General features: G+C 50.6%; 26 protein-coding genes. 9 read left to right on the top strand and 17 right to left on the bottom strand.

The features are described 5' to 3' along the window. Positions 1-10 precede the first annotated feature (10 nt). From Q8K39_RS15365 to can, 3 genes are all read right to left on the bottom strand, one after another. Positions 11-1,558: a cryptochrome/photolyase family protein gene (locus Q8K39_RS15365; protein ID WP_305261493.1), complete on the bottom strand. Its 1,548-nt coding sequence runs from the start codon at positions 1,556-1,558 to the stop codon at positions 11-13. Between the two features lie 26 nt (positions 1,559-1,584). Next, positions 1,585-1,752, bottom strand: coding sequence for a DUF2256 domain-containing protein (locus Q8K39_RS15360; protein ID WP_305261491.1), 168 nt, complete (start codon positions 1,750-1,752; stop codon positions 1,585-1,587). Positions 1,753-1,858: 106 nt separating this feature from the next. Then, complete coding sequence (gene can / locus Q8K39_RS15355) at positions 1,859-2,536, bottom strand: carbonate dehydratase (RefSeq protein ID WP_186953305.1); 678 nt, start codon at positions 2,534-2,536, stop codon at positions 1,859-1,861. A gap of 196 nt (positions 2,537-2,732) precedes the next feature. On the opposite strand from can, the gene Q8K39_RS15350 reads away from it, so the two are divergent. Together Q8K39_RS15350 and Q8K39_RS15345 are read left to right on the top strand one after the other, a co-directional pair. Beyond that, a complete protein-coding gene (locus Q8K39_RS15350) occupies positions 2,733-2,894 on the top strand; it encodes a hypothetical protein (RefSeq protein ID WP_305261488.1) in 162 nt (53 codons plus the stop codon). Positions 2,895-2,917: 23 nt separating this feature from the next. Then, the gene (locus tag Q8K39_RS15345) at positions 2,918-3,427 is read left to right on the top strand and encodes a hypothetical protein (RefSeq protein WP_305261487.1); all 510 of its coding nucleotides are present in this window, start codon (positions 2,918-2,920) and stop codon (positions 3,425-3,427) included. On the opposite strand, the gene Q8K39_RS15340 is transcribed toward Q8K39_RS15345, so the two are convergent. From Q8K39_RS15340 to Q8K39_RS15320, 5 genes are all read right to left on the bottom strand, one after another. Continuing rightward, positions 3,424-4,674 carry an RNA polymerase sigma factor gene (locus Q8K39_RS15340; RefSeq protein ID WP_305261485.1) on the bottom strand — a complete coding sequence of 417 codons (1,251 nt, stop codon included), beginning with the start codon at positions 4,672-4,674 and terminating at the stop codon, positions 3,424-3,426. The genes Q8K39_RS15345 and Q8K39_RS15340 overlap by 4 nt on opposite strands. Continuing rightward, positions 4,656-5,039 (bottom strand): YciI family protein, encoded by a 384-nt coding sequence (locus tag Q8K39_RS15335; protein ID WP_186953302.1) that lies wholly within the window; start codon positions 5,037-5,039, stop codon positions 4,656-4,658. Before Q8K39_RS15335 ends, Q8K39_RS15340 begins: the two co-directional genes overlap by 19 nt. Positions 5,040-5,207: 168 nt before the next feature. After that, entirely contained in the window at positions 5,208-5,780 is a 573-nt protein-coding gene (locus Q8K39_RS15330; RefSeq protein WP_305261482.1) for a hypothetical protein, read from the bottom strand. 37 nt (positions 5,781-5,817) lie between these two features. Next, entirely contained in the window at positions 5,818-6,945 is a 1,128-nt protein-coding gene (locus tag Q8K39_RS15325; protein ID WP_305261480.1) for a hypothetical protein, read from the bottom strand. Positions 6,946-6,949: 4 nt separating this feature from the next. After that, complete coding sequence (locus tag Q8K39_RS15320) at positions 6,950-7,657, bottom strand: glutathione S-transferase N-terminal domain-containing protein (RefSeq protein ID WP_305261479.1); 708 nt, start codon at positions 7,655-7,657, stop codon at positions 6,950-6,952. A 143-nt stretch (positions 7,658-7,800) separates the two neighbouring features. On the opposite strand from Q8K39_RS15320, the gene Q8K39_RS15315 reads away from it, so the two are divergent. Both Q8K39_RS15315 and Q8K39_RS15310 read left to right on the top strand, forming a co-directional pair. Then, positions 7,801-9,963, top strand: a complete 2,163-nt coding sequence (locus Q8K39_RS15315) for a gluconolaconase (RefSeq protein WP_305261477.1) — start codon at positions 7,801-7,803, stop codon at positions 9,961-9,963. A gap of 74 nt (positions 9,964-10,037) precedes the next feature. Then, complete coding sequence (locus Q8K39_RS15310; RefSeq protein WP_305261475.1) at positions 10,038-10,754, top strand: hypothetical protein; 717 nt, start codon at positions 10,038-10,040, stop codon at positions 10,752-10,754. Positions 10,755-10,790: 36 nt separating this feature from the next. Here the strand turns inward: Q8K39_RS15310 and Q8K39_RS15305 are convergent, their stop codons facing one another. The 9 genes from Q8K39_RS15305 to grpE form a co-directional block, all read right to left on the bottom strand. Next, entirely contained in the window at positions 10,791-11,603 is an 813-nt protein-coding gene (locus Q8K39_RS15305) for a TOBE domain-containing protein (RefSeq protein WP_186953297.1), read from the bottom strand. 23 nt (positions 11,604-11,626) lie between these two features. Then, the gene (locus Q8K39_RS15300; protein WP_305261474.1) at positions 11,627-12,310 is read right to left on the bottom strand and encodes an ABC transporter ATP-binding protein; all 684 of its coding nucleotides are present in this window, start codon (positions 12,308-12,310) and stop codon (positions 11,627-11,629) included. 9 nt (positions 12,311-12,319) lie between these two features. Continuing rightward, positions 12,320-12,994 (bottom strand): molybdate ABC transporter permease subunit, encoded by a 675-nt coding sequence (modB, locus tag Q8K39_RS15295; protein ID WP_305261473.1) that lies wholly within the window; start codon positions 12,992-12,994, stop codon positions 12,320-12,322. Positions 12,995-13,011: 17 nt separating this feature from the next. Beyond that, positions 13,012-13,770 carry a molybdate ABC transporter substrate-binding protein gene (modA, locus tag Q8K39_RS15290; RefSeq protein ID WP_305261472.1) on the bottom strand — a complete coding sequence of 253 codons (759 nt, stop codon included), beginning with the start codon at positions 13,768-13,770 and terminating at the stop codon, positions 13,012-13,014. Positions 13,771-13,990: 220 nt separating this feature from the next. Then, entirely contained in the window at positions 13,991-14,593 is a 603-nt protein-coding gene (locus Q8K39_RS15285) for a chalcone isomerase family protein (protein ID WP_305261470.1), read from the bottom strand. 64 nt (positions 14,594-14,657) lie between these two features. Beyond that, positions 14,658-17,636, bottom strand: coding sequence for an EAL domain-containing protein (locus Q8K39_RS15280; RefSeq protein ID WP_305261468.1), 2,979 nt, complete (start codon positions 17,634-17,636; stop codon positions 14,658-14,660). A 258-nt stretch (positions 17,637-17,894) separates the two neighbouring features. Then, positions 17,895-19,019 (bottom strand): molecular chaperone DnaJ, encoded by a 1,125-nt coding sequence (gene dnaJ, locus Q8K39_RS15275; protein ID WP_186953291.1) that lies wholly within the window; start codon positions 19,017-19,019, stop codon positions 17,895-17,897. A gap of 133 nt (positions 19,020-19,152) precedes the next feature. Then, complete coding sequence (gene dnaK, locus Q8K39_RS15270; RefSeq protein WP_186953290.1) at positions 19,153-21,096, bottom strand: molecular chaperone DnaK; 1,944 nt, start codon at positions 21,094-21,096, stop codon at positions 19,153-19,155. 156 nt (positions 21,097-21,252) lie between these two features. Next, the gene (gene grpE, locus Q8K39_RS15265) at positions 21,253-21,855 is read right to left on the bottom strand and encodes a nucleotide exchange factor GrpE (RefSeq protein ID WP_305261465.1); all 603 of its coding nucleotides are present in this window, start codon (positions 21,853-21,855) and stop codon (positions 21,253-21,255) included. A gap of 556 nt (positions 21,856-22,411) precedes the next feature. Here grpE and rfbB point away from each other — a divergent pair. The 5 genes from rfbB to Q8K39_RS15240 are packed head-to-tail and all read left to right on the top strand — an operon-like array spanning position 22,412 to position 26,302. After that, positions 22,412-23,479, top strand: coding sequence for a dTDP-glucose 4,6-dehydratase (gene rfbB, locus Q8K39_RS15260; protein WP_305261463.1), 1,068 nt, complete (start codon positions 22,412-22,414; stop codon positions 23,477-23,479). Beyond that, positions 23,476-24,381 carry a glucose-1-phosphate thymidylyltransferase RfbA gene (gene rfbA, locus Q8K39_RS15255; RefSeq protein WP_305261461.1) on the top strand — a complete coding sequence of 302 codons (906 nt, stop codon included), beginning with the start codon at positions 23,476-23,478 and terminating at the stop codon, positions 24,379-24,381. Before rfbB ends, rfbA begins: the two co-directional genes overlap by 4 nt. Before the next feature lie 3 nt (positions 24,382-24,384). Next, on the top strand, positions 24,385-24,930 hold the full coding sequence (rfbC, locus tag Q8K39_RS15250) for a dTDP-4-dehydrorhamnose 3,5-epimerase (protein ID WP_305261459.1): 546 nt from the start codon (positions 24,385-24,387) through the stop codon (positions 24,928-24,930). Continuing rightward, a complete protein-coding gene (gene rfbD / locus Q8K39_RS15245) occupies positions 24,927-25,904 on the top strand; it encodes a dTDP-4-dehydrorhamnose reductase (RefSeq protein ID WP_305261457.1) in 978 nt (325 codons plus the stop codon). Before rfbC ends, rfbD begins: the two co-directional genes overlap by 4 nt. Beyond that, positions 25,901-26,302 carry an FdtA/QdtA family cupin domain-containing protein gene (locus tag Q8K39_RS15240; protein ID WP_186953284.1) on the top strand — a complete coding sequence of 134 codons (402 nt, stop codon included), beginning with the start codon at positions 25,901-25,903 and terminating at the stop codon, positions 26,300-26,302. The genes rfbD and Q8K39_RS15240 overlap by 4 nt, the downstream gene beginning before the upstream one ends. The last annotated feature ends 126 nt before the right edge of the window (positions 26,303-26,428 follow it).

The following is a 26,428-nucleotide window of genomic DNA, read 5'->3' as shown; positions in this document are numbered from 1 at the left end:
AACAATGTACTCAAAGATCGTCGAGGCTGGCGCGTATATCTGTTGCCCTGTCGCGTAGCCCCTGCAAGACTTCTTTATCCATTTTCCTGAGTTGCGGGTACACCATGCCTATGCGCGGGTAGCTGGATAACTTGTCTTCGTTACGCGCAAAAAAATCCCAGTAGAGGGCATTGTAGGGGCAGGCACTTTCACCAGTGCGTTGCTTTTTATCATAATGACAGCCCTTGCAATAATCACTCATTTTGTCAATATAGGCTGCGGCTGACACATAGGGTTTGGTAGCAAGCATACCACCATCAGCAAACTGGCTCATGCCCAGAGTATTGGGTAATTCCACCCACTCAAACGCATCAATATAAATACCGAGATACCAGCGATGTACCTGCTGTGGCTGCAAGCCCGCCAGCAAGGCAAAATTACCAATGACCATCAGTCTTTGTATATGGTGGGCGTGGGCATGTTCCAGCGACTGGCTGATGGCGCTGGAGAGACAACGCATTTTTGTTTTTCCAGTCCAGAACCATGATGGTAATTCTGCTTCATGGGCAAAGAAATTATGCTCATCATAGCCGGGCATTTGCGCCCAGTAGATACCACGCACATATTCGCGCCAGCCCAGTATCTGTCGTATATACCCCTCTACCGCAGGCAAGGCGGCATGACCTGACCACAAAGCAGCTTCGACCTTGCTGACCACTTCTTGTGGATGCAGCATGTTGACATTCAGGGCAAAGGAAATCAGCGAATGGAACAATCGCCATGACTTGCTGCTCATGGCATCCTGAAACTCACCAAAATGCGGCAGGGCATGCTGGATAAAAGCGTCGAGTTGCGCCAGTGCTTCTGCGCGGTTCAGTGGCCATGCGAAGTTGCTTGCGTTTGCGTCGCCAAAGCTATTGATCCCTGCCTGCTGTATGGTTGCCCATAAAGCTGAATGATCATGCCGTGGCCGGAAATCTGCCGGCTCCCAGGGTATGCCTGGCCAGGCTTTGCGATTGTCGTGATCATAATTCCACTGACCGCCTACTGGCTTGTTCGCCTCTTCCAGCAAGACCTGGTGCTTGACGCGCATGTGGCGATAGAAATTTTCCATCAGCCATTTCTTGCGACCTTCAAACAGGATGGCGGCTTCATCACGGCGGGTAAAAAAATGTTCGCTACTGCACATGCGGCAATTGATCTCGCTGGCGTCGCTGTAGGCAGCAAGTTGCGCATCGAGCCTGAATTCATCAGGCTCCTGGTATTCAAACTGGCTGCACTGATAATGCGCCTGCAGCCAGTCAAGATTGGCTGTCAGTGATTGTGTATTGTCTGCATCATCGATAGTCAGATAGTGCAGGCGATGTCCGGCAGCTTGCAGTTGCGTAGCCAGATCGCGCATGGCAGCAAAGATGGCGATGATTTTTTGGGCGTGGTGCAGGACGTAATCCGTTTCTTGCCGGATTTCCATCATGACATAAACGACATCGTCGGAAGTTTGGCTAAACCAGCTATGCACAGGATTGATCTGGTCACCCAGAATAAGGCGCAATGTGGTTGCGGGTGCAGCAGTTTGCATGGCGCTTTCCGATTTGATAACGGCTCTCAAGCCTGTGACTTGCCACTGCTATTGCCGTGATTGTTGTTGCGACAGCGCTGGGAACAATATTTGGCTTCGTCCCAGTTTTTTTCCCATTTCTTGCGCCAGTTAAATGGCAAACCGCAAGTCTGGCAAAGTTTGCTGGGCAAATCTGATTTTTTTCGCATTTTCATTTGGATAATTCCATTGCGAAGATGCATAGTCGTTGCAAATGTAGCGATGGCTGCTTAATGCAGCCATCTATCCAGTCTACAACTTAATTGTCACTGATTTAGCCACTTATTTCGCCACTTCATCATAACGCGCCAAACTGGCTTCGAGGTGCGGGGCCAGTTCATCGGCTGAGCTGACGGTCATGCCCAACTCACTGAGCAAGCCATCACGCAAGCCGTACACCCAACCATGCACGGTTAATGGCTGTCCACGGTCCCATGCATCTTGCACGATGGTGGTCTGACACAGGTTGACGACTTGTTCGATGACATTCAATTCGCACAGTCGTTCGCTTTGCTGTTGCAAGGACAATGCCTCGCCCAGGTATTTTTCATGCTTTTGATGCACATCCTGTACGTGACGCAGCCAGTTGTCTGCCAGCCCAACACGGCGTTTGGTCAACGCGGCATGCACGCCTGAGCAACCATAGTGACCGCAGATGATAATGTGTTTGACGCCAAGCACGTCAATCGCGAATTGCAGTACCGACAGGCAATTCAAATCAGAATGGACGACGACGTTGGCAATATTGCGGTGGACGAATAATTCGCCAGGCAAAAGACCCAGCAATTCATTCGCTGGAACGCGGCTGTCAGAGCAGCCTATCCATAAGTATTCAGGGCTTTGTTGTGCTGCCAGCTTCTTAAAAAAATCAGCATCTTTTGCCGTGATCGCAGCAGCCCAATTGCGGTTGTTTTCAAATAATTGCTGTGGAGTCAATCCAGTGTTGCTTGTTGCGTTCATGCTCTCGCCCATTTATTTTAGACAGGCGAGATTCTAACCGCATTGGCGTTTGGCTGCATAATATATCCTGGCATGCTAATCTACCATGGTCCATCTGACATGATCTATTTGACATGAGCAAAAAAATTGCCAGGCGTATCTGCCTTGGCAATTCTTGAGGAAAACACGCATCCAGTGATGGAGATGGAGTTCAGACATGATCTCAGGCAAGTATGGCAAGACAATAGCGACTTGGCTTTATGCATTCGGCTTTTTTTTCCTCAGCACCACTGGGCCGGCCCAGGCGCAGCAAGAAAACTTGCGCATTGCCACGTTCGGCCAGGGTGGTCCCATGGAAAAAATGCTGCTGCCTATCTGACTGAGCATTATAAAAAGCTGGGCGTGCAGATTGAGTTTGTCAACCTGCCTGGCAATCGCGCCCTGCAAGAATCCAATAGCGGTCGCCTGGACGGTGAACTCATGCGTAAGGCAGGCCTGAGTATGGAATATCCTAATCTCCTGCAAATTTCAGTGCCTCTGGCAAGCACCAATACCGTAGCTTTTGCCCTGGATAAAAACATAGATGTTGATAAAGGCTGGGACAGTTTGCGCAAGCACACTTTTTCATATGAAATGGGCACCAAGCTCATAGAACAAAATACCCTGGGTTTCAGTACCGGCCATGCCGAACAAAATATCAAGGCAGCCTTCCGGCAAATGCTGCACCGGCGGGTAGAACTGATCATCATTGATGAACAGGCTGGCTTGCAACTGGTGAGAGAAATGGGACTGGAAGGCACCGTGCATATGTTGAAACCTGCAATCAGCACCACTCAGCTCTACCACTATGTGCATACAAAACATGCTGCCCTGGCAAACAAGCTGGAAATCTTGTTACTCAAAAATTATTAATCCAGACTGACGCGCTGCTTTTGCAAGAAACGCCGCACGGTTATATCCGGCTCCAGCCCTATGGCAACATCATAAGCCTGGCGTGCTAGTACCAACTCACCGGCACTTCTCAATAAGTGCGCCCGCGCTGCCCAGTAAGCCTGGTAATTTTGCAGGCGCGGCTGTGCCTGTACAGTAGGCAGCATATGCAAAGCCACTTGTGGGCCTGCGGTTTCTGCCACTGCAATAGCATGGTTGATGGCGACTACGGGGGAATCGGTAATGTGCATCAACTGCGCATACAGTTGCGCTATGGCTGGCCAGTCAGTCTGGCCGCTGATGCGCCTTGCTACATGGGCAGATTGTATGGCCGCTTCCAGTTGATAACGCCCGGTTTGTTGCAATGCACTAGCGCGTCTGAGGATTTTTTCAGCAGCATGGATAAGCTGACCATCCCACAAACTGGTGTCTTGCTGTGCCAGCGGCACATACTCACCGCTAACATCTCGGCGCGCTGGCCGGCGCGATTCTGTGTACAGCATGAGTGCCAGCAAACCCAGCGACTCTGCTTCATCAGGTTTCAAGGCAGCCAACAAATCTGCCAGCCAGATGGCTTCATCAGTCAGATTAGCTTGCCCTTCTGCACCAGTAACATCAGCCCAGCCTGCGGTATAAATGGCATAGATGGCGTCGGTGATGGCATCCAGCCTTTCACCGATGACGCTCTGGTCCGGCACTAACAAAGGAATGCCGGAATCACGTATCTTGGCCTTGGCCCGTACCAGCCTTTGCGCCATGGTGGCTGGAGAAACCAGAAAGGCCGAGGCAATTGCTGCCGCATCCAGGCCAAGGATAGTTTGCAAAATCAACGGCGCCCGCATGCTGGCATCTATGGCAGGATGGGCGCAGGCAAACATCAGCGCCAGACGCTGGTCCGGGATTGCAGCGCTGTCTACCTCCTCCATCAATTCATCGCTGAGCAAGAGCAAATCAGGCAGAGCCGCCGCCTGAGTTTGCCGCTGGCGTACGACATCGATCATGACGCGCCTGGCCACGGTCAATAACCAGGCTTCAGGCTTTGCCGGTATGCCAGTCTGCGGCCAGTGCTGCAAGGCACTTTCAAAAGCCGTGGACAAAGCATCTTCTGCCCAGGCCACGTCATGCGAACGTGCCGACAAAATGGCAAGCAGCCGCCCATAGCTATTACGGACGGCGGCCTCTGCTACCCTCGCTGCTTCGGAACTTGCAACTAGGCTGCTGCCGTGCATTCGTCACCAGGCATATTTTCTGAAGGCCAGACAGGTCTGACTTCGATAGAGCCATAGGCTGCACCGGGGCAACGTGCTGCCCAGTGCATGGCGGCATCAAGGTCGGCCACATCGATAATGTAGAAACCACCGAGTTGCTCCTTGGCTTCGGCATAAGGGCCATCCAGCACCATCGTCTTTCCTTCGCGCACGCGCACCGTGGTTGCGCTGGTCGACTCACGCAAACGCTCGCCAGATACCAACACACCAGCCTGCATTAACGCTTCGGAATAGGCACCGTAGGCAGCTATAACTTGCATCATCTCTGCATCCGGAATTTGTTGCTCTTCGGCTTCATTTGCAGCGATCAATAACATGTATTGCATGATTTTTCTCCTTTTCAATTGTAACGGGCAGGATGCGCCGTCATGACAATGACGTTTGGGATACAGGCAAATCGACAAAGTGGCGAAGAATATTTTTACTCTGGAATTGCTCCGTTGCTTTTCAGCATATATCAAATACCTGTGTCTTCTGGAAGCATAATTGAAAAGTCAGTGGCAGAATTCCTTCATTATTTCATTCAGCCTCAAAGGAAGACCGGCATCCAGTCTTTGCTCATCTGTTATTTGGGGGTTGATAACACAAGCCTTAAAAGGTGTTCTTGATACCAGTTCCAGTCCATAATCTCTGGGTATGCCTCTGGCCTTCAGATAGCGTTCAATACGACTAACCATACTCCCGGCCTCCTCCAATTTACCCAGCCTGGCTGCCTTGCGCGAAAGAAAGAAACCCAGCAGATGATTTTCCTGCGAACGCCAATTCTCATTTTCTTCTGATTCAGCCCCCGTATTGGTATGTTGGAAAACACGCGAGACCAAAGCAAAATCCCTGGCTGTCCAGGGCAGATCATCGGCCATCATTTCAAACAGGCGCATGCGGTTGGCAGCGTCAGACTTCAACTCAGTCGGTCTGTCATAGACATCACCGCGCTTAAATAGTGTACGGGTTTTCTGATCTTGCTCATAAATCTTGTCAATTTCGGCAGACCTGTTCATGCTTTCAGCACTGGCAGCAGCATTGAAAGTAAGTGCAAGCAATAACAGTGCCGTTTTCAACATCTTCATTGTGTGTTTTTCATTAATATCAGTAACTGCACAGAACTCAAGGTGCGGCCTCGAAAGTCAGTGTCTTGCCTGCGCCGCGCCAGTGCCCCAGTAACTTATTACCATCCCTTCGATAACTGATGGTTGCGCTTGGTTTGCCCTTGCTGTCAAATTCAGTCAGTTCAGTGAGGTCTTGCTTGTGCTCAACCTTGAGTTCTATGGCCTTACGATGTTTGTCATAAAAATAGCGCGAACTTGGGTAATAGACTCCTTCAGCATTGCTTGTCAGCATCAATGTAATGGGCGTGTTGCCATTGATCTTGCCACGAAAAACCTGTGCATAGGGATTGATGTCAGCGATTGCTCCATCCCCCTCTCCCAGCAAAATATATTTTCCATAATTGCTAAGGTAAGCATTCAACTGTGGTGCTTTAAGTGTCACTATCAGATTACCCAGGTCATCAATGGCACGGTTGACATGCGCTGAACATGTGCCGCTATCAAAACTGAGGGCACCATCAAGTATATTTATCTGCCCGGGATACTTCAGATACAAATCATAGAGGCTGCCAGATTTGGTGTAACGCTCTTCCAGGCAGCGCTCATATAGCTCTATCTGCTCAGCTATCGTTTCTTTGTCGCGTTCTTTCGTGCCCTTGTTACGCAATTTTTCCAGACGGGCTATTTCAGTACGCAGGCGCCTGGCATTGGTCTTCTGTGCCAGTGCAGCCAGGGCCTTTTTACCAGACTCACTTAATAACTCCAAAGGAGTGATGGCACGCCCCGTTCTCGTATCAAAGTCGAAGCGAATTTCGCCTAGGCTGCAATATGCACCACAACCCTCAGTACTGACAACGATGGCATATTGTCGCTTGCCATTCACCAGGCCAGAAGATGCTGGCTCCATGGACTCCAGAGGAAGTTCCAGCTCTATAAGTGCTGTCTTTGTGGCAGCGTCTTCTTTTCCAGGTGGCAAAGTATTCAGTAGCTGTATATGCAGAAAGTTATTGATACGATCTGCCACTTGCTGATTCTCAGTTGAGATAAAAGGGATAGTGAGCTCTACCTTCTCCCCCATGTGGTTCTTGCTCGCATACTTGACAGGTTTATCGCTGAAAGTAGCGCCCAGGCAAGTGCCAGACAATAACAAGGCACCGCTGAGCAGGCTGATATTTTTAGCGAACATGCTATCAGCGCCCTGGTATCAACAAGCCCCTTTGCACTGCCGGACGCCTCACAAACTCGGCCAGGGCGCGTTGTACATGCGGAAAGTCATTGATACCTACCAGGTCACCGGCTTCGTAAAAACCGATCAGGTTACGTATCCATGGAAAAATCGCGATATCGGCAATGGTATAGGTATCGCCCATGATCCATTTCCGGTCTGCCAGGCGCTGGTTGACTACGCCCAGCAGGCGTTTGGATTCTGCCACATAACGGTCACGCGGGCGTTTGTCTTCATAGGTTTTGCCAGCGAACTTATTGAAGAAGCCAAGCTGGCCAAACATGGGGCCTATGCCACCCATCTGGAACATCAGCCATTGTATGCATTCATAACGCTCTGCCGCATCGGTGGGGATACATTTCCCGGTCTTGTCTGCCAGATACAGCAGGATGGCACCGGATTCAAACAAGGCCAGCGGTTTATCACCTGGGCCTTGCGGATCGATGATGGCGGGGATTTTATTGTTTGGGTTCAGTGACAAGAATTCTGGCGAGGTCTGGTCATTGGTCTCAAAATTGACCAGATGTGGTTCATACGGCAGGCCAATTTCTTCGAGCATGATGGAAACTTTCACGCCATTTGGAGTGGGCAGTGAATACAGTTGCAGGCGTTCAGGATGTTGTGCTGGCCATTTTTGATTGATGGGAAAATTGCTTAATGCGGTGCTGGACATGGTATTTCCTTCCTGATGTGTACTTGCCCTTGGGCATAAAATAGTGATGCTAATCTATTTAGGAAATTTCTGCGCACGATGGCAAGTCTCTGTTATTTGGGCTAAGCTGCACGACTTGTATTTTGCTTGGTCCAATTTTTCTCATGCACCGAACCCTCGTCATCCGCCTGCTGTTTGTCATTGCCATGCTCGCCATCATACTGGGGCTATTGCGCTATCTGCCCAAGGATATGCCAGCCACCATGCCTGAAAACTTGCTGGCTAAAGTCGGTGTGATTAAAAAGCCATCCGGCACTTCGTTTGAATGGCAAGCCGAACTGGATGTGTATGCTGGCCTGCCGGATGTCGATGCCAGCTATTTTTCTGACCCCTATGCAGTGGCGATAGACAAGCAGGGCAATATTTTTGTCAGCGATGCGGGCGAACATAACCAGATCAAAAAGATCGGCAATGATGGGGCGGTTACACCCTATGCCGGTTCTGTCGAAGGTTTTGCTGATGGCATGACAGATCAGGCAGCGTTCAATACGCCGTCTGGCATTGCGCTGGATGGCAAGGGCAATTTGTTGGTAGCAGATACTGGCAATCATGCCATACGCAGTATCAGTCCTGAAGGCATGGTGACTACCCTGGCAGGCAATGGCAAACCCGGTTACCACGATGGCATAGGTACGCAAACACAATTCAATGGCCCGATAGGAATTGCAGTTGATGTAGCGGGCAATGTCTATGTGGCGGATACCTACAACGACCGCATACGCAAGATCAGCACGGATGGCCAGGTCAGCACGCTTGCTGGTGGCAATGGGTCGGGTTATCAGGATGGCCCGGCAGCGACTGCCCTATTTGATACCCCTACAGGTGTGGCAATCAATAGCAAGGGGGAGCTACTCATCGCCGACAGCAAGAATGACGCCGTACGCAGACTGGGCATGGATGGGCAAGTCACAACCGTGGCGCGTGCCCTGGATGACGAAGAAAAACCCCTGATGCGCCGTCCTCTGAGTATAGTCGCCACCCATGATGATCACCTTTATATAGGCGAGGCTGGCAAGGGCCGCATTATACAAATTTCGCCCACAGGTGAAATGCGTGGCGTAACAGGTGTCGGTATTAATTTTGAACCTGGAGATGAGACAACCCCACGCTTCCAGCACCCTACAGGCATAGCGCTGAACAACAAAGGCGCTTTGTTTGTCAGCGACTCAGTACGCCTGCAATTGCTGAGGATACGCGCCCGCGGCGCTGCTGATACCGCAACTGACACGAAACCTCCAGCACCAGCACCCGTGCACAAAATCAAGAACACCCGCCTGGACGATGAAATCAAATCCTACCCCTGGCCCATCAAGCCACAACAGTCACCACATGAAGTCGTCGGCACCATGGGTGAAGTGCGCGGCAATTATGAGGGCGAAAGTCGCGATCATTTCCATGGCGGTCTGGATGTGCAGGCAAATATGGGCACGACTGTGTACGCCATCGCCAGTGAAAAAGTGCGCGGCACCAGCGGTAGCTGGGGCTACGGTGGCCTCAGCGAAGGCATCAAGCTCGACAGCATGGCTTACATCCACATGAAGGTGGGGCGCACAGCTAAAGATACGCTGATCGATGACGATAAATTCCAGCTGCAGACGCTGGCAGATGGCAAACCCTATGCAGTGCGTGTCAGGCGCGGCACCCGCTTCAAGACAGGCGAAGCACTGGGCAGTATCAACCGCATGTTCCATGTGCATCTGGAACATAATCACGCGGGCCTCAAAATCAATCCGCTGCAACTGAACTTCCCCGGCCTGGTAGATACCGTCGCACCTGAGATAGAAGACATCACGATCATCGATGGCAGCGGCAAAGAGATCAAGGACAAACAGCAAGGCCGCCTGCTATTGTCCAGCCAGGTCAAGGATTACGGCCTTGTCGTTGATGCCTATGACCAGGTGGACGGTAATGCCAAACGCCGCCGTCTGGGCTTGTACCAATTGGGTTATCAGCTCTTGTACACCGATGGCAGCCCAGTGCCGGGCTATGAAAACCCGCGCATGACCATGGAATTCAATGCCCTGCCACCTGACCGCGAAATGGTCAAATTATTGTATGCAGAAGAAAGCGGAATCACGGTACACGGAGCGAAGAAAACCCGCTTTTTGTACTTGGCCAGCAATTCGGTCAAGGATGGGATTGCTAAAAAAGGTAGCTGGGACGTCAGTAGGTTAGCACCTGGCAACTATGTCTTGCGTATCCATGCGGCGGACTTTGCGGGGAATGTGGCGAAAGATAATCGGGACCTGAGATTCACTTTGGAATAATGCTTTTGGAAGAGCAAAGTAGCTACCATCTGACCAATCATCTGCTACATTAAAGACACTAAAAACTCTTCACGATGATACATATTCACATAGCACGGTTACTTTTCCTCGCTGCTTTGACTCCTCCAACTTGCCCTGCATTTGCAGAAATTGTTCCAGAGTCAGTTGGGCATGGCCTGGTTTCGTTCGGTGGCTACCAGACGAAACAAACAAAATCCCTGGCAGATATCCCACAAGCCGTAGTAGCACGACTTGACGTACATCTTAAAAAACGCCTTGGAGAAACACAATACGCTCATTTGAAATTTTCCGGTGCTCAGTTGTTAGACGCACACTCCAAAAATGACGAGAGCAATGTCCCCGCCTATATATTGCAGTTCGATTTTGAATTGCCTGGAACACCCAGAATCATTTTCCCTGCTGAGATCTGGCTCAAGTCTGACGCGAGTGTGATCAAGGAGATTAACCTACCTGCTTATGCGAATTCAACAAACAAGCAAGTGTTTCATAATTTCAAGGAATTTACAGAGCTCATAGCCAGGAGAGGTTTTCTCGAAAAGAACATGGCTTATGTGCTTGAACACAATGAAGATGGCGTCATCGTCAAGAAAGGCTTGTTCGAGAGAAACATGACCGTCAGGCTCGAATGCTATGAAAAACTTGATACCCTCGCCTGGGTCTATACCAAAATATTATCGGACAACAGTTACACCACAGAGATGAAATCCATTGTGATCAATGCATATTCAGGAAAAATTATACGTACCCTAAAATCCCGCGCTATTCGTTGAAATGCGGTGCCAAGTCCGGCACATTTTGTACCAAAATCAGCCAGCCACACCCAATATCACACTGGAAGCCTTGAACAAGCCTGTCACTGCACCACCCACAGCCATGCCCATGCTGGTCGCGCTTTCATTGGTGATGATGGCGGCCAGGGTCGCACCACCGGGCAGTTCGACTACCACTTCAGTATTGACTGCACCGGGCAGGATACGGCTAATACTGCCTGTGAGCTGGTTGCGGGCTGACAGCTTGGCATTGCTATCATCTGTCATCAGGATGATGGAAGAAGATTTTACTAATGCAAATGCTTCTGCTCCTATTTGCAAACCCAGTTCCTGCGCACTCTCATGGGTGATGATGGCGACGATCTTCTGGCCACCGGCGATTTCCAGTTCCATCTCATCATTGATGGCGCCGTGCTTGACCTGGCTGACTTTGCCGAGGAACTGGTTGCGTGCGCTGGTTTTCATATTCATATTCCTGATCAATAAAAAATCGTCAGCAATGCCTACTGCCTGCCTGTCTAGCTGTGCGATGAAGTCGCGGTGTTCTTTTTCTATGATCTTGAAATTACTGACCAGTTGCTCACCGCGCTTCGTCAGCCGTGTGCCACCACCTCCCTTGCCACCGGTCAGGCGTTCTACCAGAGGTTCGCCTGCGAGATTATTCATGGTGTCTATGGCATCCCAGGCAGCTTTATAGCTCATCTTGACAGCCTTGGCAGCCTGAGTAATCGAGCCGCTTTCGGCAAGCTGGGCCAATAAGGCAATGCGGCTTTGGCCGCCAAGGTTTTCTCCATCAACAGTCATCCAGACTGAGCCTTGCAGTGCGATGGATTTATTTTTTGTGTTCATTGCTTTGCCGTCTCCTTGCCCTTTCATGCTGCATCCTTAACGATGTTAATGAGTCTGCCATCCTGCAAATTCAGCACATGTTCACCAAACACCTGGGCATCTTCTGCATCATGTGTGATGAGCATCATGGGGATATTCAATTGCTTTTGCAGGCTGTCGAGTTCTTTTCGCATGCTGATGCGCAGGGGCTGGTCGAGGGCCGCAAAGGGTTCATCGAGCAAGAGTGCACGTGGTTCGGCGATCAGGGCGCGGGCAAGGGCTGTTCTCTGTTTTTGTCCGCCTGACAATTCATGCGGCATTTGCCTGGCCAAAGCTTTTATGTGCAAGGCTTCGAGCCAGTAATCGACCTTCTCATCCTGCACTTTCGCGGAAGGATTACGCCAGCCATGAGCCAGGCCAAAGGCGATGTTCTGTGCAACGTTAAGATGTGGGAACAGGGCATAGTCCTGGAATAAATAAGCCAGCTGGCGACGCTGTGGTGGCGAGTTGATGCTGGCAGTATGGTCGAACAGGGTATTGCCAGCGACATGGATGTAGCCAGTATCGGGAGTCATCAAACCGGCGATGGCTTTCAGTACCAAACTCTTGCCAGCGCCGGATGGGCCAAGTATGACGAGACGATGGCAATCGCTGCGAACCACAACATCGAGTTCAAAACGACGCTGGCCAGATTGCAGGGTCTTGTGTATGTGCAGGTCAAATTGCATCGTGTCCTTTCACATGCGGTTGGCAATGCGGCCAGGTGCCAGCTTGCCTGCCAGCAGTAACACCGCAATACAGACTGCCGAAGTCAGCAGTACCAAGGTATTGGCAACATCGTCCTGCCCTGCCTGTACTGCTTCATAAACGGCAATCGACAAAGTCTGGGTCTTGCCTGGTATGCTGCCAGCCACCATCAGGGTGGCACCAAATTCACCCAGGGCACGGGCGAAGGCCAGCAAGACGCCAGCCAAGATACCGCGCCATGCCAGCGGCAAAGTCACGCGAAAAAAGATCGCCATTTCAGATATTCCCAGAACCCGTGCAGCCTGTTCCAGTTGCCCGTCTACCGCTTCAAAAGCCGCCCGCGCCGGTTTGAATACCAGCGGAAAGGCAACGATGGCTGCTGCGATGACTGCACCTTGCCAGGTAAAAATGAAGCTGAAGCCAAAATGATCCTGCAACCATGCCCCCAGCGCGCTACGCCGCCCCAGCAAGACCAGCAGGTAATAACCGAGTACGGTGGGCGGCATGACCATGGGAAGAGTCAACAGGGTATCGAGCAAGTCACGGCCAGGGAAACGCTTGCGCGCCAGCAAATAACCCACGCCTATGCCAAAAATCAGATTCAGCAGCGTGGCCCAGCCAGCAACTTTCAATGACAATATCAGGGCTGTCCATGCTGGATTCATTCGTAACCTTAAGGTTTTTACGGTTTCTGAAAGCCGTATTTAGTCAGGATAACCTGGCTTTGAGGTAAGAACAAAAAGGCGATGAAGCGCTTGGCTTCTTCTGCATTCGTGCTGGCCTTGATTTTGGCAACGGGGTAATTGATAGGCATGTCCAGTGGCACTTCCATGGCGACCTTCACCTTATGTTTCATGATGGCGGCATCTGTAGCATACACAAAGCCACTCTCGACCTCACCACGGGCCACATAGTCGAGCGACTGGCGCACATTCTGAGTGTAGATAGCCTTGGCTTCCAGCGCGGGCCAGAGCTTGGCTGCGGTCAGCGCATACTGGGTATAACGCCCTACCGGCACGCTGCCAGGGTTGCCAATGGCAACGCGCTTGACGCCAGCCTGGCTCAAATCCTCCAGGCGCTTGATAGATAAAATGCTATCTATGGGCGCAATCAGCACCAAAGTGTTTTTAACGAAATCACGGCGGTCGCCAGCGACGACCAGGCCCTGCTTTTGCGCTTCATCCATGCTCTCCTGATCTGCCGAGGCAAACACATCGACCGGTGCACCTTTGGCAATTTGCTGCAGCAGTGCGCCAGACGCGCCAAAGTTCAGAGATACCTTGGCTTCAGGATACTGCGCCTGATAATTTTGGGCGATTTCCTTGAAGGCATTGGTCAGGCTGGCAGCGGCGGAGACTGTGACTTCGGCGGCAAGGCTCGTGGCAGAGTTGGTGCAGAAAGCAATACTAACAATGAGTTTGCCCAAGGTCTTGATTTGCATGAGGTGTCCAGACAATAAGTGTCAAACAAGAAGCGTAATATACACTTATATATAGCGGATGAGAAATAGCTTCATTTGAATACTTGATATGCATCATGGAAATAATTATTCCTGTCTATCCGTAACTAGCGCTCAATAACAAAGAAACACCTGAACTGAAGCAGGCAATAAAAAAGCGCAAGGATTTGCATCCCTGCGCCTCTCATCTGATTCTGAAGGATTAGCGCATACGCGTATCCTCTTCTGCCAGCATAGCTTTTTTGAGGCTGCGGTCTACCGGGGATTCACCCAGCCAGATGCGCAGCAAGGCGTTGTAGAAAGCGATGTCCGGATAAGGATCGCCCATCTTTTTGCCGTTCAGCGCCACGACTGTGCCGACACCGGGTATCCAGTCATTGGTCATGACATCGCCCTTTTTGAGTTCCGGCACGGAGGCAAACAATTCACCGAAACGGATAAATTGCATCGTCATTTTGGACTTTTCTGCCTTGTCGGTGTTTTGCTGAATACCGGTCATGAAGCCACGCCCGAATTCTTCATTGCTGAGGTCACGCAACATGACGATAGTCACACGGCGTGGCCCGGGTGATGCCAGTACTTCTGGTACTGTGGTCTTTTTCTCTTTCAGATACAGACCCGCTGCATAGACTTTGAAAATGGCCTTGTAACGTATACCAGCACCGTTGAGGCTCAGTTCTGTGCCGCCTACTTGTACACTTTCATCAAATTTAACACCAGCAACCTCTGCGGCACTAGCCTGTACACTCATACACATAGCCAGCGCCAGTCCTGCTAAGCGCATTCCTGTTTTATTCAATTGCATTTGTCTCCCCTTTTATTGTGCGTCCGTTTTAGCCGTCACGCTTTGGGTTGCAATAACGGTTACTCTAGCTTACCTGAATTTCAACTCTAGGGCTGTCGGCTTTTTTCAGGTATTGCCGGCTCGAAATAAACTCGTCAAAATCCTCTATGGGGATGGGCTTGCAGAATAGATAACCCTGATACGCCAGACAACCTGCTTGCAGCAAAAACTCACGCTGCTGTTCGGTTTCTACGCCCTCGGCAATTACATTCAAATCCAGGCTGCCGCCCAGGCTAATGATGGTGCGGACAATATTCGCATTGTTCACATCGTCCGGCAGATTGTGTACAAAGCTGCGATCTATCTTGAGTTGGGTCAGGGGAAGGCGCTGCAGATAAGACAGGGATGAATAACCCGTTCCAAAATCGTCCATGGAAAAGCCAACGCCCAGCTTTTTAATGGCATGCATTTTTTCGATGACGCTGGTGACATCTTCCAAGACCACACTTTCTGTCAATTCCAGTTTCAGCAAGACTGGGTTGGCACCCGTTTCATGCAAGATGCGCGTCACATCACCTACAAAGCCGATATGGCGGAACTGGCGGGCGCTGACATTCACAGCCAGTTGCATGCCGGATTTTACGGGGTCACTGGCCCAGGTAGTGATTTGTCTGCAAGCAGTTTCAAGTACCCATAAACCTATGGGCAGGATCAGGCCGGTTTCTTCTGCCAGTGGAATGAAATCCAGCGGCGACACCAGGCCACGGACAGGATGCTTCCAGCGCAGCAAGACTTCTGCACCTATCGGGTCACCCAAAGCACTGACCTGCAACTGATAATGCAAAATAAATTGATGATGCATCAGGGCATGACGCAAATCGGTTTCCATGGCCGTGCGGAATTCCAGTGCAGCCTGCATGCTTGGGTCGAAAAAGCGGACATTATTCTTACCCATACCCTTTGCCTGGTACATGGCCATGTCAGCGCGGCGCAATAATTCGTCTATCCCTACCGCTTCCACGCCAAACATGGTGATGCCTATACTGCCCGAGCTTTCATAGTCGATATGGCCAAGATTGATGGTCTGGCTCAGCGTCAGGCGAATTTTTTCAGCGACGTGTTCTGCCAGGCTGGCCGCATGCTGAACTTCTTCATGCAGGCCTTCCAGCAAAACCACGAATTCATCACCACCTGTGCGTGATACTGTATCGTCAGCCCGTACACAGGCGTGGATGCGCTTGCCTATCTGAGTCAGCAGCATGTCACCCATATTGTGGCCCTGGGTATCATTCAGGGTTTTGAAATTGTCCAGGTCTATCATCAGGATGGCGCCATAACGCTGGTGTCTGCGACTCAAGGCCAGGGCGCGTGCCAGCCTGTCGAGCAAGAGACGGCGATTCGGCAAACCCGTCAGCGGATCGAAAAAAGCTAGTTGATGAATTTTTTCTTCGGAGACCTTGTACTCGGTAATATCGTTGAAGGAGCCGACATAATTGGTCACGCTGCCATCTTTACCCAGGACGGCAGAGATCACCAGACGTTCCGAATAAATTTCACCATTCTTGCGGCGATTCCATAACTCACCCTGCCAGCGATGATTGAGGCGTATTTCTTCCCACATCTGAGTATAAAAAACTTCGTCATGGCGGCCTGATTGCAATAGCCGGGTGCTCTGGCCTACGGCTTCAGTGGCCTCGTAACCAGTGATACGGGTAAAGGCTTTGTTGACACGCAAGATTTGCAGTTTGTCATCAGTGATGAGTATGCCCTCTTCCGTCTCAAACGCCATGGCCGCAATTTCCAGCTCTTTGTCGGCCAGTTTTTTGTCAGTGATATCCCTTAACAAGGCCACATATTGCTCTAAATGTCCGTGCTGATCATGCACTGGCGTCAGTAATAGTTCCAACCAGAGTTGCTGTCCAGGATCGCTTTGCCTGCTGTATTCCAAAGTGAGCGGCTTTTTTTCTCCACTGCCTTCAGCCAGCATGGCAGCCACCTCGGGCGCAAACAAATCAGCCAGTTTTTTTTGATACAAGGCGTCCTGTTCATAGCCACTCAAATGGCAGGCAGCCTGATTGACGTAATTGATATGACCATCATTGCCAGCTATCATCACCCCTTGCGAAGTTGCGCTCAAGGCTTCGTTGCGCAAACGTAGCAATGCTTCACTTTCGCGCAAACTTCGGGCATTCAAGTCACGCTGTCTGTGTCTGATAATGGACTGGTAACTGAGCATCCAGACCATCAGGCAAACCACCAGGCCAAAGACTTCGATGAATCTCGACAATCTGGTGGCACCCTGCCAACCACCTAGCGGCAAAGCTGCCAGTTCCCAGCTACCGCCCGGCAAAATGATGCTCTGGGTAACGGCGTCGCTGCCAAACAGGCTACTCTCACCTAAAAAGACCTCTCCCTTGCTGCCCTTGGCATCGCGCCCGCGTATTGCCAGCTGGATCTCCTTTTGCATCTGGGCGATACCTGCCTGTTCCAGCAATCCGTCGTAATTGACCACCATGGCAATCGAACCAAGAAATTCATCGCGGTTTTCATGTTGATATACAGGTATGCGCACTACCAGTCCAGTCCCACCTTGCACCAGGTTTAGTGGTCCGGCAATTTGTATATTGCGCTCTTCCATCATGCGCTGATAGACAGGCCATTGCTGTGGCAGCTTGCGATAATCGGCACCCAGGACTTTTTCATTGCCCTGATAAGGGTAGACATAATTGACGATGGTCCCTTTGACAAGCACCAGATTACGGATACTGGGATTGGCATTCGCCACTTCTGCCGCCAGTACCTTGAACTCCTGTTCTGGTAAATCAGGCTTGGTGGCAAAGGTGACGGCCAGCACTCTGGCGGCTGAAATATTCGAGGTCAGACCCGCACCCAGTTTGGCGCGCAAGACCACCAGTTTTTCTATGAGTTCGACCTTTTGTTTCTGGATAGCCAGCTCACGCTCATTATTGTCGACTGCCCAAAAACCAAAAAATACAATCAGTGCCGCTCCCAGCGCAAATAATCTGGGATATCTGGATGACATGCCTATGTATGAATTATCCATCAAGGCCTTAGTATGCTGAAATATGTCCTGAAAAATGTCCCGACAGCGGGTTTCAATACGGGGCTTGTTTGTGGCTTGATACCATCCTGCACTCAGCGAGATTCAGTAGCTGCTTTATCTCACAATAGTATCAGAATGCTACCTTAATCTATTGCAAAATTCAGGACTTGATAAATAAGAGAGTACATTCTATCCCCAGCGGCAACAAAAAAGCCTGCCAAGAGATACTGGCAGGCTTTCATGTTGGATTAAACAGACTTATTCAAAAAATTTCTTGACCTTGTCCATCCAGGTTTTGCTTTGCGGGTTGTGCTTGGGGCCACCTTCTACCGTCAACTTTTCGAAGTCACGCAAGAGTTCTTTTTGCTTTTCTGTCAGCTTCACCGGTGTTTCGATGACAACATGGCAGAACAAGTCACCAGCATAACCAGAACGCACACCCTTCACACCCTTGCTGCGCAGGCGGAAAGTCTTGCCAGACTGCGTGCCTTCAGGCACGGTGAACGATGCCTTGCCGCTCAGGGTCGGAACTTCGATATCGCCACCTAGAGCTGCCTTGACAAAGGAAATCGGGATTTCGCAATGCAGGTCATCGCCTTCGCGCTGAAATACCGGATGTTGCTTGATATGGATTTCCACATACAAATCACCCGGAGGGCCACCATTCACACCTGGTTCACCATTACCGGATGAACGGATGCGCATGCCATCGTCTATACCTGCTGGTATTTTGACTTCCAGTGTTTTGTTACGCTTGATGCGGCCTACACCAGAGCAAGCAGTGCAAGGATCAGGAATCATCTTGCCTGTGCCATGACATTTGGGGCAAGTCTGCTGTATGCTGAACAAGCCTTGTTGCATGCGTACCTGACCATGGCCAGCGCAAGTGGTACAGGTAACAGGTGAAGTGCCTGGCTTGGCGCCGGAACCATGGCAGGTATCGCAAGAATCCCAGCTAGGTACGCGGATCGTGGTATCAAAACCATTGGCAGCCTGTTCCAGCGAGATTTCCAGGTTATAACGCAAATCAGCACCGCGATACACCTGCGGGCCGGCGTTACGGCGACCACCACCGCCACCAAAAATATCACCAAAAATATCACCAAAGGCATCGGCAAAACCACCAGCACCGCCGCCACCGCCGCCGCCCATATTGGGATCGACACCGGCGTGACCATAACGGTCATAGGCATCGCGCTTCTGGCTGTCGGAAAGCATCTCGTAAGCCTCTTTGGCTTCCTTGAATTTTTCTTCCGCGACCTTGCTATCCGGATTACGGTCCGGATGGTACTTCATCGCCATTTTGCGATAAGCTTTTTTGATCTCGTCTTCGGTGGCGTTTTTGCCTAGCCCAAGAATCTCGTAAAAATCACGCTTCGCCATCTCTTGTTAACCTCAGTATTGTTCTTGAACTTAAGCCAAAACTTAAGCATCAAACTTAAGCGCAAACGCCGGGCAGGCACCGCAAAGCGAGCCACCCGGCGCGTCATGACGGGCACGCCCGTCACAGTGTGTATTACTTGCTGTCTTTGACTTCTTTGAAGTCAGCGTCAACTACATCATCATCTTTAGGTTTGGCATCTGCACCGGCAGCGCCTGCACCACCAGCAGCTGCACCTGCAGCGGCCTGTTGCGCCTGCATGTCGGCGTAGACTTTTTCACCCAGCTTTTGAGATGCTGTGGACAATGCGCCCAGCTTGGTGTCGATCTCAGCCTTGTCACCGGATTTCAATACATCTTCCAACTCCTTGATAGCGGCTTCGATTTTCTCTTTTTCGCCAGCTTCCAGTTTCTCGCCATGTTCAGCCAGCGCTTTTTTGGTGGAGTGCACCAAAGCGTCGCCCTGATTGCGGGACTCGGCCAATTCCTTGACCTTTTTGTCTTCTTCCGCGTTCAGTTCAGCATCTTTCACCATTTTCTGGATTTCATCTTCAGTCAAACCAGAGTTTGCCTTGATGGTGATCTTGTTTTCTTTGCCTGTGGCTTTGTCTTTCGCACCTACGTGCAAAATACCATTGGCGTCGATGTCAAAAGTCACTTCAATCTGAGGCGTGCCACGGGCTGATGGTGGAATACCTTCGAGGTTGAATTCGCCCAGGCCTTTATTGCCAGCAGCGATTTCACGTTCACCCTGGTAGACCTTGATGGTTACCGCAGGCTGGTTGTCGTCTGCAGTAGAGAATACCTGGCTGAACTTGGTCGGGATAGTCGTGTTCTTCTGGATCATCTTGGTCATGACGCCACCCAGGGTTTCGATACCCAGGGACAAAGGTGTCACGTCCAGCAACAACAGATCTTTACGGTCACCAGACAAAACGGAACCTTGAATCGCTGCACCAACGGCAACGGCTTCATCAGGGTTCACATCTTTACGCGGTTCCTTGCCGAAGAATTCTTTAACAATCTCCTGCACCTTAGGCATACGTGTCATACCACCGACGAGGATGATGTCGTCAATATCTGTAGTTTTCACGCCTGCATCCTTGATCGCCATGCGGCAAGGATCGATCGTTTTCTGGATCAGCTCTTCTACCAGGGCTTCCAGCTTGGCACGTGTGATTTTCAAATTCAAATGCACAGGTGCGCCGTTTGCCATGGCGATGTAAGGCTCGTTTATCTCTGTCTGTTGCGAGCTCGACAATTCGATTTTTGCACGTTCGGCAGATGCCTTGATACGTTGCAAAGCGATAGGATCTTTGGACAAGTCCAGGCCATTGATCTTCTTGAATTCGTCGATGATGTAATCAATGATGCGTTGATCGAAATCTTCACCGCCGAGGAAAGTATCGCCATTCGTGGACAACACTTCAAACTGCATCTCGCCATCTACGTCAGCGATTTCAATGATGGATACGTCGAAAGTACCGCCACCCAGGTCATATACTGCAATCTTGCGATCGCCTTTTTCTTTTTTGTCCAGGCCAAAGGCCAGCGCAGCGGCTGTTGGCTCGTTGATGATGCGTTTGACATCCAGACCGGCGATACGGCCAGCATCTTTGGTTGCCTGACGTTGTGCATCATTGAAGTAAGCAGGAACAGTGATCACTGCTTCTGTCACTTCTTCACCGAGGTAATCCTCAGCAGTTTTTTTCATTTTACGCAAAACTTCAGCAGAAATTTGCGGTGGTGCCAGACGCTTGTCGCGCACGGACACCCATGCATCGCCATTGTCAGCTTTGGAAATGGTGTAAGGCATCAGACCGATGTCTTTTTGCACTTCTTTTTCTTCGAACTTACGACCGATCAAGCGCTTGACCGCGAACAGTGTGTTCTTAGGATTTGTAACCGCCTGGCGTTTGGCGGATGCGCCAACCAGAATTTCGCCGTCTTCCTGATACGCAATGATGGAAGGCGTAGTACGCGCACCTTCTGCATTTTCGATCACTTTTGGCTGACCGCCTTCCATGATAGCAACGCAAGAATTGGTTGTACCCAAATCAATACCAATCATTTTTCCCATGATAATTCCCTCAGAATGTAGATTTTTTTGTCAATGTTGGTGAATCGGTCTGCTTTATCAATTTCAATTGAATCAGCAGAATCTGACTCGTCTGTTTCGGATATATGGTAAAAAACACGCTTTTCAAGCCATTTCTGCGTGTTTTTTACGCTTTTCTTACTTTCCTTGCGCTACTGTCACTAAAGCCGGACGCAATAAACGGTCGGCAATGGTATAACCTTTTTGCAATACAGTGACGACAGTATTGGCATCTTGCTCAGCAGGTACCATGGAGATAGCCTGATGCTTCATAGGATCCAACTTATCACCCTGTACAGGATTGATTTCGGTCAAACGATTCTTTTCAAATGCAGCACTGAGTTGCTTCAGCGTCATTTCCACGCCTTCTTTCAGCGCCTCGATTGATGGAGTATCAATCTTCAGGGCCATTTCCAGACTGTCCTTGACTGGCACCATGGCTTCAGCAAAGCCTTCGATTGCAAATTTGTGCGCCTTGCTGATATCTTCCTGAGCGCGGCGGCGGATGTTTTCACCCTCAGCCTTGGCGCGCATAAAGGAATCTTGCAATTCTTGCACCTTGGCTTCAAGCTTGGCAATCACTTGCTCGGCAGTTTCTGTTGCAGGTGCGGCAGGCTGTGTGGCTTCCGGCGCGGATGTCTGCACAGTTTCACCTTGAATTACACTTTCCTGTTGAACTTCCGGAGCGGCGGCTTCTTTTATTTCCACCTTTTCCGCGTGCTGGTTTTCTTGCTCTTGCATACTTACTCTCCCAATCAAAAACATACATTGCCCCTGCAATTGGGGATATACCCTTACGATTTCAAGGCTTTATCTAAAAAAATCCTCAACTTCCATGATTCACGGCAATCTCAGGCCACACAAGTCCCCTATTTCCCATGTACAAATAGACACATCTCGTCACAAAACCAAGACAATCCATTACTGGAGTCCGGCGTGGGGCGTCCTAAAATAGTGTCAGGGACACCATCATTCGAGGTTACCATCATGAAACTCTCTGTTATATCTCTGCTATTAATTACTTATACCATCGCCACCGTCGCCTGGATATGCTTATCCCAGAGCAATGTCATGGCGTCATGATCTTTGCCCCAAGCCTGGCATCATTGATTACAAAATTGCAAGTTCACATCACGCGTCGAACGGCCAAGTCTGCCCGCAGATAAAACAATTGCTAAAAGGCATTAAATAAACACATAGATTAAGCAGCCTCATCAACGAAACTGGCCGCATCTCAAGTAAAATCGCCTGTTGCGAACAATTCAGCGCAAATCAGAGTTTTTTACAGGAGTGAGGCATGATTTTTGTCACAGGGGGCGCGGGTTTCATTGGTGCCAATTTTGTTCTGGACTGGCTGGCCCAGTCGGATGAGTCTGTCCTCAATTACGACAAACTGACCTATGCTGGCAATTTGAACAATCTGGCCAGCCTGAATAATGATGCACGCCATGTATTTGTCAAGGGTGACATCATTGACAGTGCACATCTGTGCGGCTTGTTTTTTGAATATCAACCCAGAGCCATTATCCATTTTGCGGCAGAAAGCCATGTCGACAGGTCAATTGTTGGCCCGGCCGCTTTTGTTACGACCAATGTGAACGGCACCTTCGGCCTCCTCGAAGCGGCACGCACCTACTGGCAAAGTCTGGAAGGCGAAGACAAAGACAACTTCCGCTTCCTGCATATCTCTACCGATGAAGTCTATGGCACGCTGGCCGCAGAAGATGCGGCATTTAGCGAAACCACGGCCTATGCGCCGAACAGCCCTTACTCTGCAACCAAGGCAGCCTCTGACCACCTGGTGCGGGCTTACCACCATACCTATGGCTTGCCTGTGCTGACGACCAATTGTTCGAATAATTATGGTCCTTACCATTTCCCTGAAAAACTCATCCCGCTGATGATCACCAATGCCCGCGCCGGCAAGGACTTGCCTGTGTATGGTGATGGCCTGCAAGTACGCGACTGGCTGTATGTCAAGGACCATTGCTCGGCAATACGCCGGGTACTGGAAGCAGGCAGGCTGGGGGAAACCTATAATGTTGGTGGCTGGAATGAGCAAACCAATCTGAGTGTCGTGCATACCCTGTGTGAATTACTGGATGAATTACAACCCAAGGCGCACGGCAGTTACAAGGACCAGATCAAACATATCGCTGACAGACCAGGCCACGACCGCCGCTATGCCATCGATGCCCGCAAGATAGAGAGAGAACTGGGCTGGAAACCGCAAGAGACTTTCAGCACCGGTCTCAGAAAGACTGTGGAATGGTATCTGGCCAACGACGACTGGACCAAACAGGTACAGTCAGGCGAATACCTGAAATGGGTAGCACTGCAATATGAAGATGAAGAGCAAGCATGAGCAATAGTGTGAATAGTACCTCGGCCCGCAAGGGCATCATCCTGGCGGGCGGCTCGGGCACCCGCCTGTATCCAGTGACGCAGGCAATTTCCAAACAATTGCTGCCTGTCTATGACAAGCCCATGATTTATTACCCGCTGACATCACTGATGCTGGCGGGCATACGCGACATACTCATCATTTCTACGCCACAGGATACGCCGCGTTTTGCCGAACTGCTGGGCAATGGCAATCAGTGGGGCATACAAATCACGTATGCGGTGCAGCCATCGCCAGATGGCCTGGCCCAGGCTTTCATCATAGGCAAGGAGTTTGTCGGCAACGCCAATACTGCCCTGATACTCGGTGACAACATTTATTATGGCAATGATTTTGAATCACAATTGCGCCAGGCCGATGCCCAGCAACAGGGCGCAACGGTTTTTGCCTATCACGTGCAAGATCCTGAACGCTATGGTGTCGTCGAATTTGATGAAAATCGCCATGCCATCAGCATAGAAGAAAAACCGCAACAACCGAAATCCAATTATGCCGTCACTGGCCTGTATTTCTATGACAGTCATGTCTGCGACATTGCTGCCAATATCCGGCCATCGGCACGCGGTGAACTGGAAATCACCGATGTCAATAACGAATACCTGAAACAAGGTAAGCTGAATGTGCAATTGATGGGCAGGGGCATGGCCTGGCTGGATACCGGCACCCATGAATCCCTGCTGGAAGCAGGCCAGTTCATCGCCACTATCGAAAAACGCCAGGGCCTGAAAGTTGCCTGCCCTGAAGAAATTGCCTACCGCCGCCATTACATCAACGATGCCGAGCTGGAAAAACTGGCGCAGCCACTCAAGAAAAACGAGTATGGCCAGTATCTGCTGCAACTTTTGAACAAGAAAGCGTATTGAAACATGAAAGTAATAGAAACCGGATTGCCCGATGTCCTGCTGCTGGAGCCCAGGGTCTTCGGTGATGACCGCGGATTTTTTTATGAAAGCTTCAATGCCAAGACCTTTGCTGAGCTGACTGGTGTCACCACGGCTTTTGTGCAGGACAATCATTCCAAGTCGGCCAGGAATGTCTTGCGCGGCTTGCATTACCAGATACGTCAGAGCCAGGGCAAACTGGTACGTGTCACTGCAGGTGAAGTGTTTGACGTGGTGGTGGATTTGCGCAAGTCTTCGCCCAGTTTTGGCAAGGTTACGGCTGAAATCTTGTCGGCAGAAAACAAGCGTCAGTTGTGGATACCGCCGGGGTTTGCCCACGGTTTCCTGGTCATGAGCGAGAGTGCAGAATTTCTGTACAAGACCACCGACTACTGGGCGCCAGAACATGAGCGTTGCCTGCTGTGGAATGACCCCGCGCTGAGCATAGAATGGCCTTTGACGGATGCACCTTTACTGTCCGCAAAAGACGCACAGGGCAAACCCCTGGCCGAAGCTGAGGTTTTTGCATGAGGATATTATTGACAGGCACGAGTGGACAACTGGGCAATGCCCTCCTGTCACACTTGCCACGCTTGCCTGCAACAGCAGTAGTGCATGCTCCGCAAAGAGCAAAACTGGATTTGAGCAATGCCACGCAATTGCGCCAGTGCATCACGGACTTCAAGCCTGACCTGATCATCAATCCGGCTGCTTATACAGCAGTAGATCTGGCCGAGAGCGAGGCAGAAAAAGCCCATGCCATCAATGCGATTGCACCCGCCATCATGGCAGAAGAAGCACGCAAGCTTGGCGCTGGCCTGATCCATTATTCAACGGATTATGTCTTCTCAGGTGACAAGTCAGATGCTGAAGGCAACTGGCAAGCCTATACAGAAGCTGATGCGACGGGTCCCTTGAATGTATATGGTCAAACCAAGCTGGCTGGCGAACAGGCCATTGTTGCCAGTGGCTGTCAGCATCTGATCTTGCGCACCAGTTGGGTGTACTCAAACTTTGGCAAGAATTTTTTCCTGACCATGCTGAAGCTGGCGCGTGAACGCGATCAGTTGCGCGTCGTCAATGACCAGTGGGGTACGCCCAATTCGGCCGACTGGCTGGCTGCGGCTACCTGCGAGATACTGGCACAATTGCAGCAAGCCAATGATGCTGTGACCTGGTGGCAAGAGTTTGGTGGTGTGTATCACCTGAGTGCCTCAGGCAAGACCAACTGGTTTGCCTTTGCCACGGCCATCATAGAATTAGCGGACCAGCAAAACAAACTGGGCAAAGCCGCTCCGCAGATCAGTGGGATACCGGCCAGTGAATACCCTGTGCCTGCACGTCGCCCTCATAACTCTTTATTGAGTACAGAAAAATTGCAGACGGCTTTTGGTTTGTCCATACCAGACTGGCGCATCACCCTGGATGCCTGCATGCAAGGCGTGCAACTGTCTGTCTCTGAACCACTCTACTTAACAACTCAAGCTCAAGGTCAGGCCAAGTGAAATTGCAAATGATACCCATGCGCGTGCTCGGTGATGAGCGCGGCAGCCTGGTCGCCGTCGAGGCTAATCAGGACATCCCCTTTTCCATCGCCAGGGTTTACTATATTTTTGGCACACTGGAAGGCGTAGAGCGCGGCTTTCATGCGCACAAGACCTTGCAGCAAGTGGCTGTTGCCGTACGCGGCTCCTGCACCATGGTGTTTGATGACGGCAAAGAACGCGTCGAACTGGAACTTGATTCCCCGGCCAAGGGCGTCTACATAGGCACGCGCATCTGGCATGAAATGAAAAATTTCACGGAAGATTGTGTCTTGCTGGTGTTTGCTGACCAGCACTATGACGAGGCAGATTATTTGCGCAAGTATGATGAGTTTTTGAAGTTCATAGAAACCACCTGAATTAGTAAATCACAAAAAAACCTCTCACCACAGAGACACAGAGGAAGGAATAAACTTTTGCAAAAGTTTATCGTTGCGCAAGCAAGCGACATGTCGCTTGAATTCCTCGCTTCACCACAGAGAAAT

The sequence above is a fragment of the Undibacterium sp. genome (assembly GCF_030683615.1).
Taxonomy (GTDB): Bacteria; Pseudomonadota; Gammaproteobacteria; order Burkholderiales; family Burkholderiaceae_D; genus Undibacterium; species Undibacterium umbellatum.
Note: the sequence above shows the minus strand (reverse complement) of the source record. Positions and strands in the feature narration are given on the sequence as shown.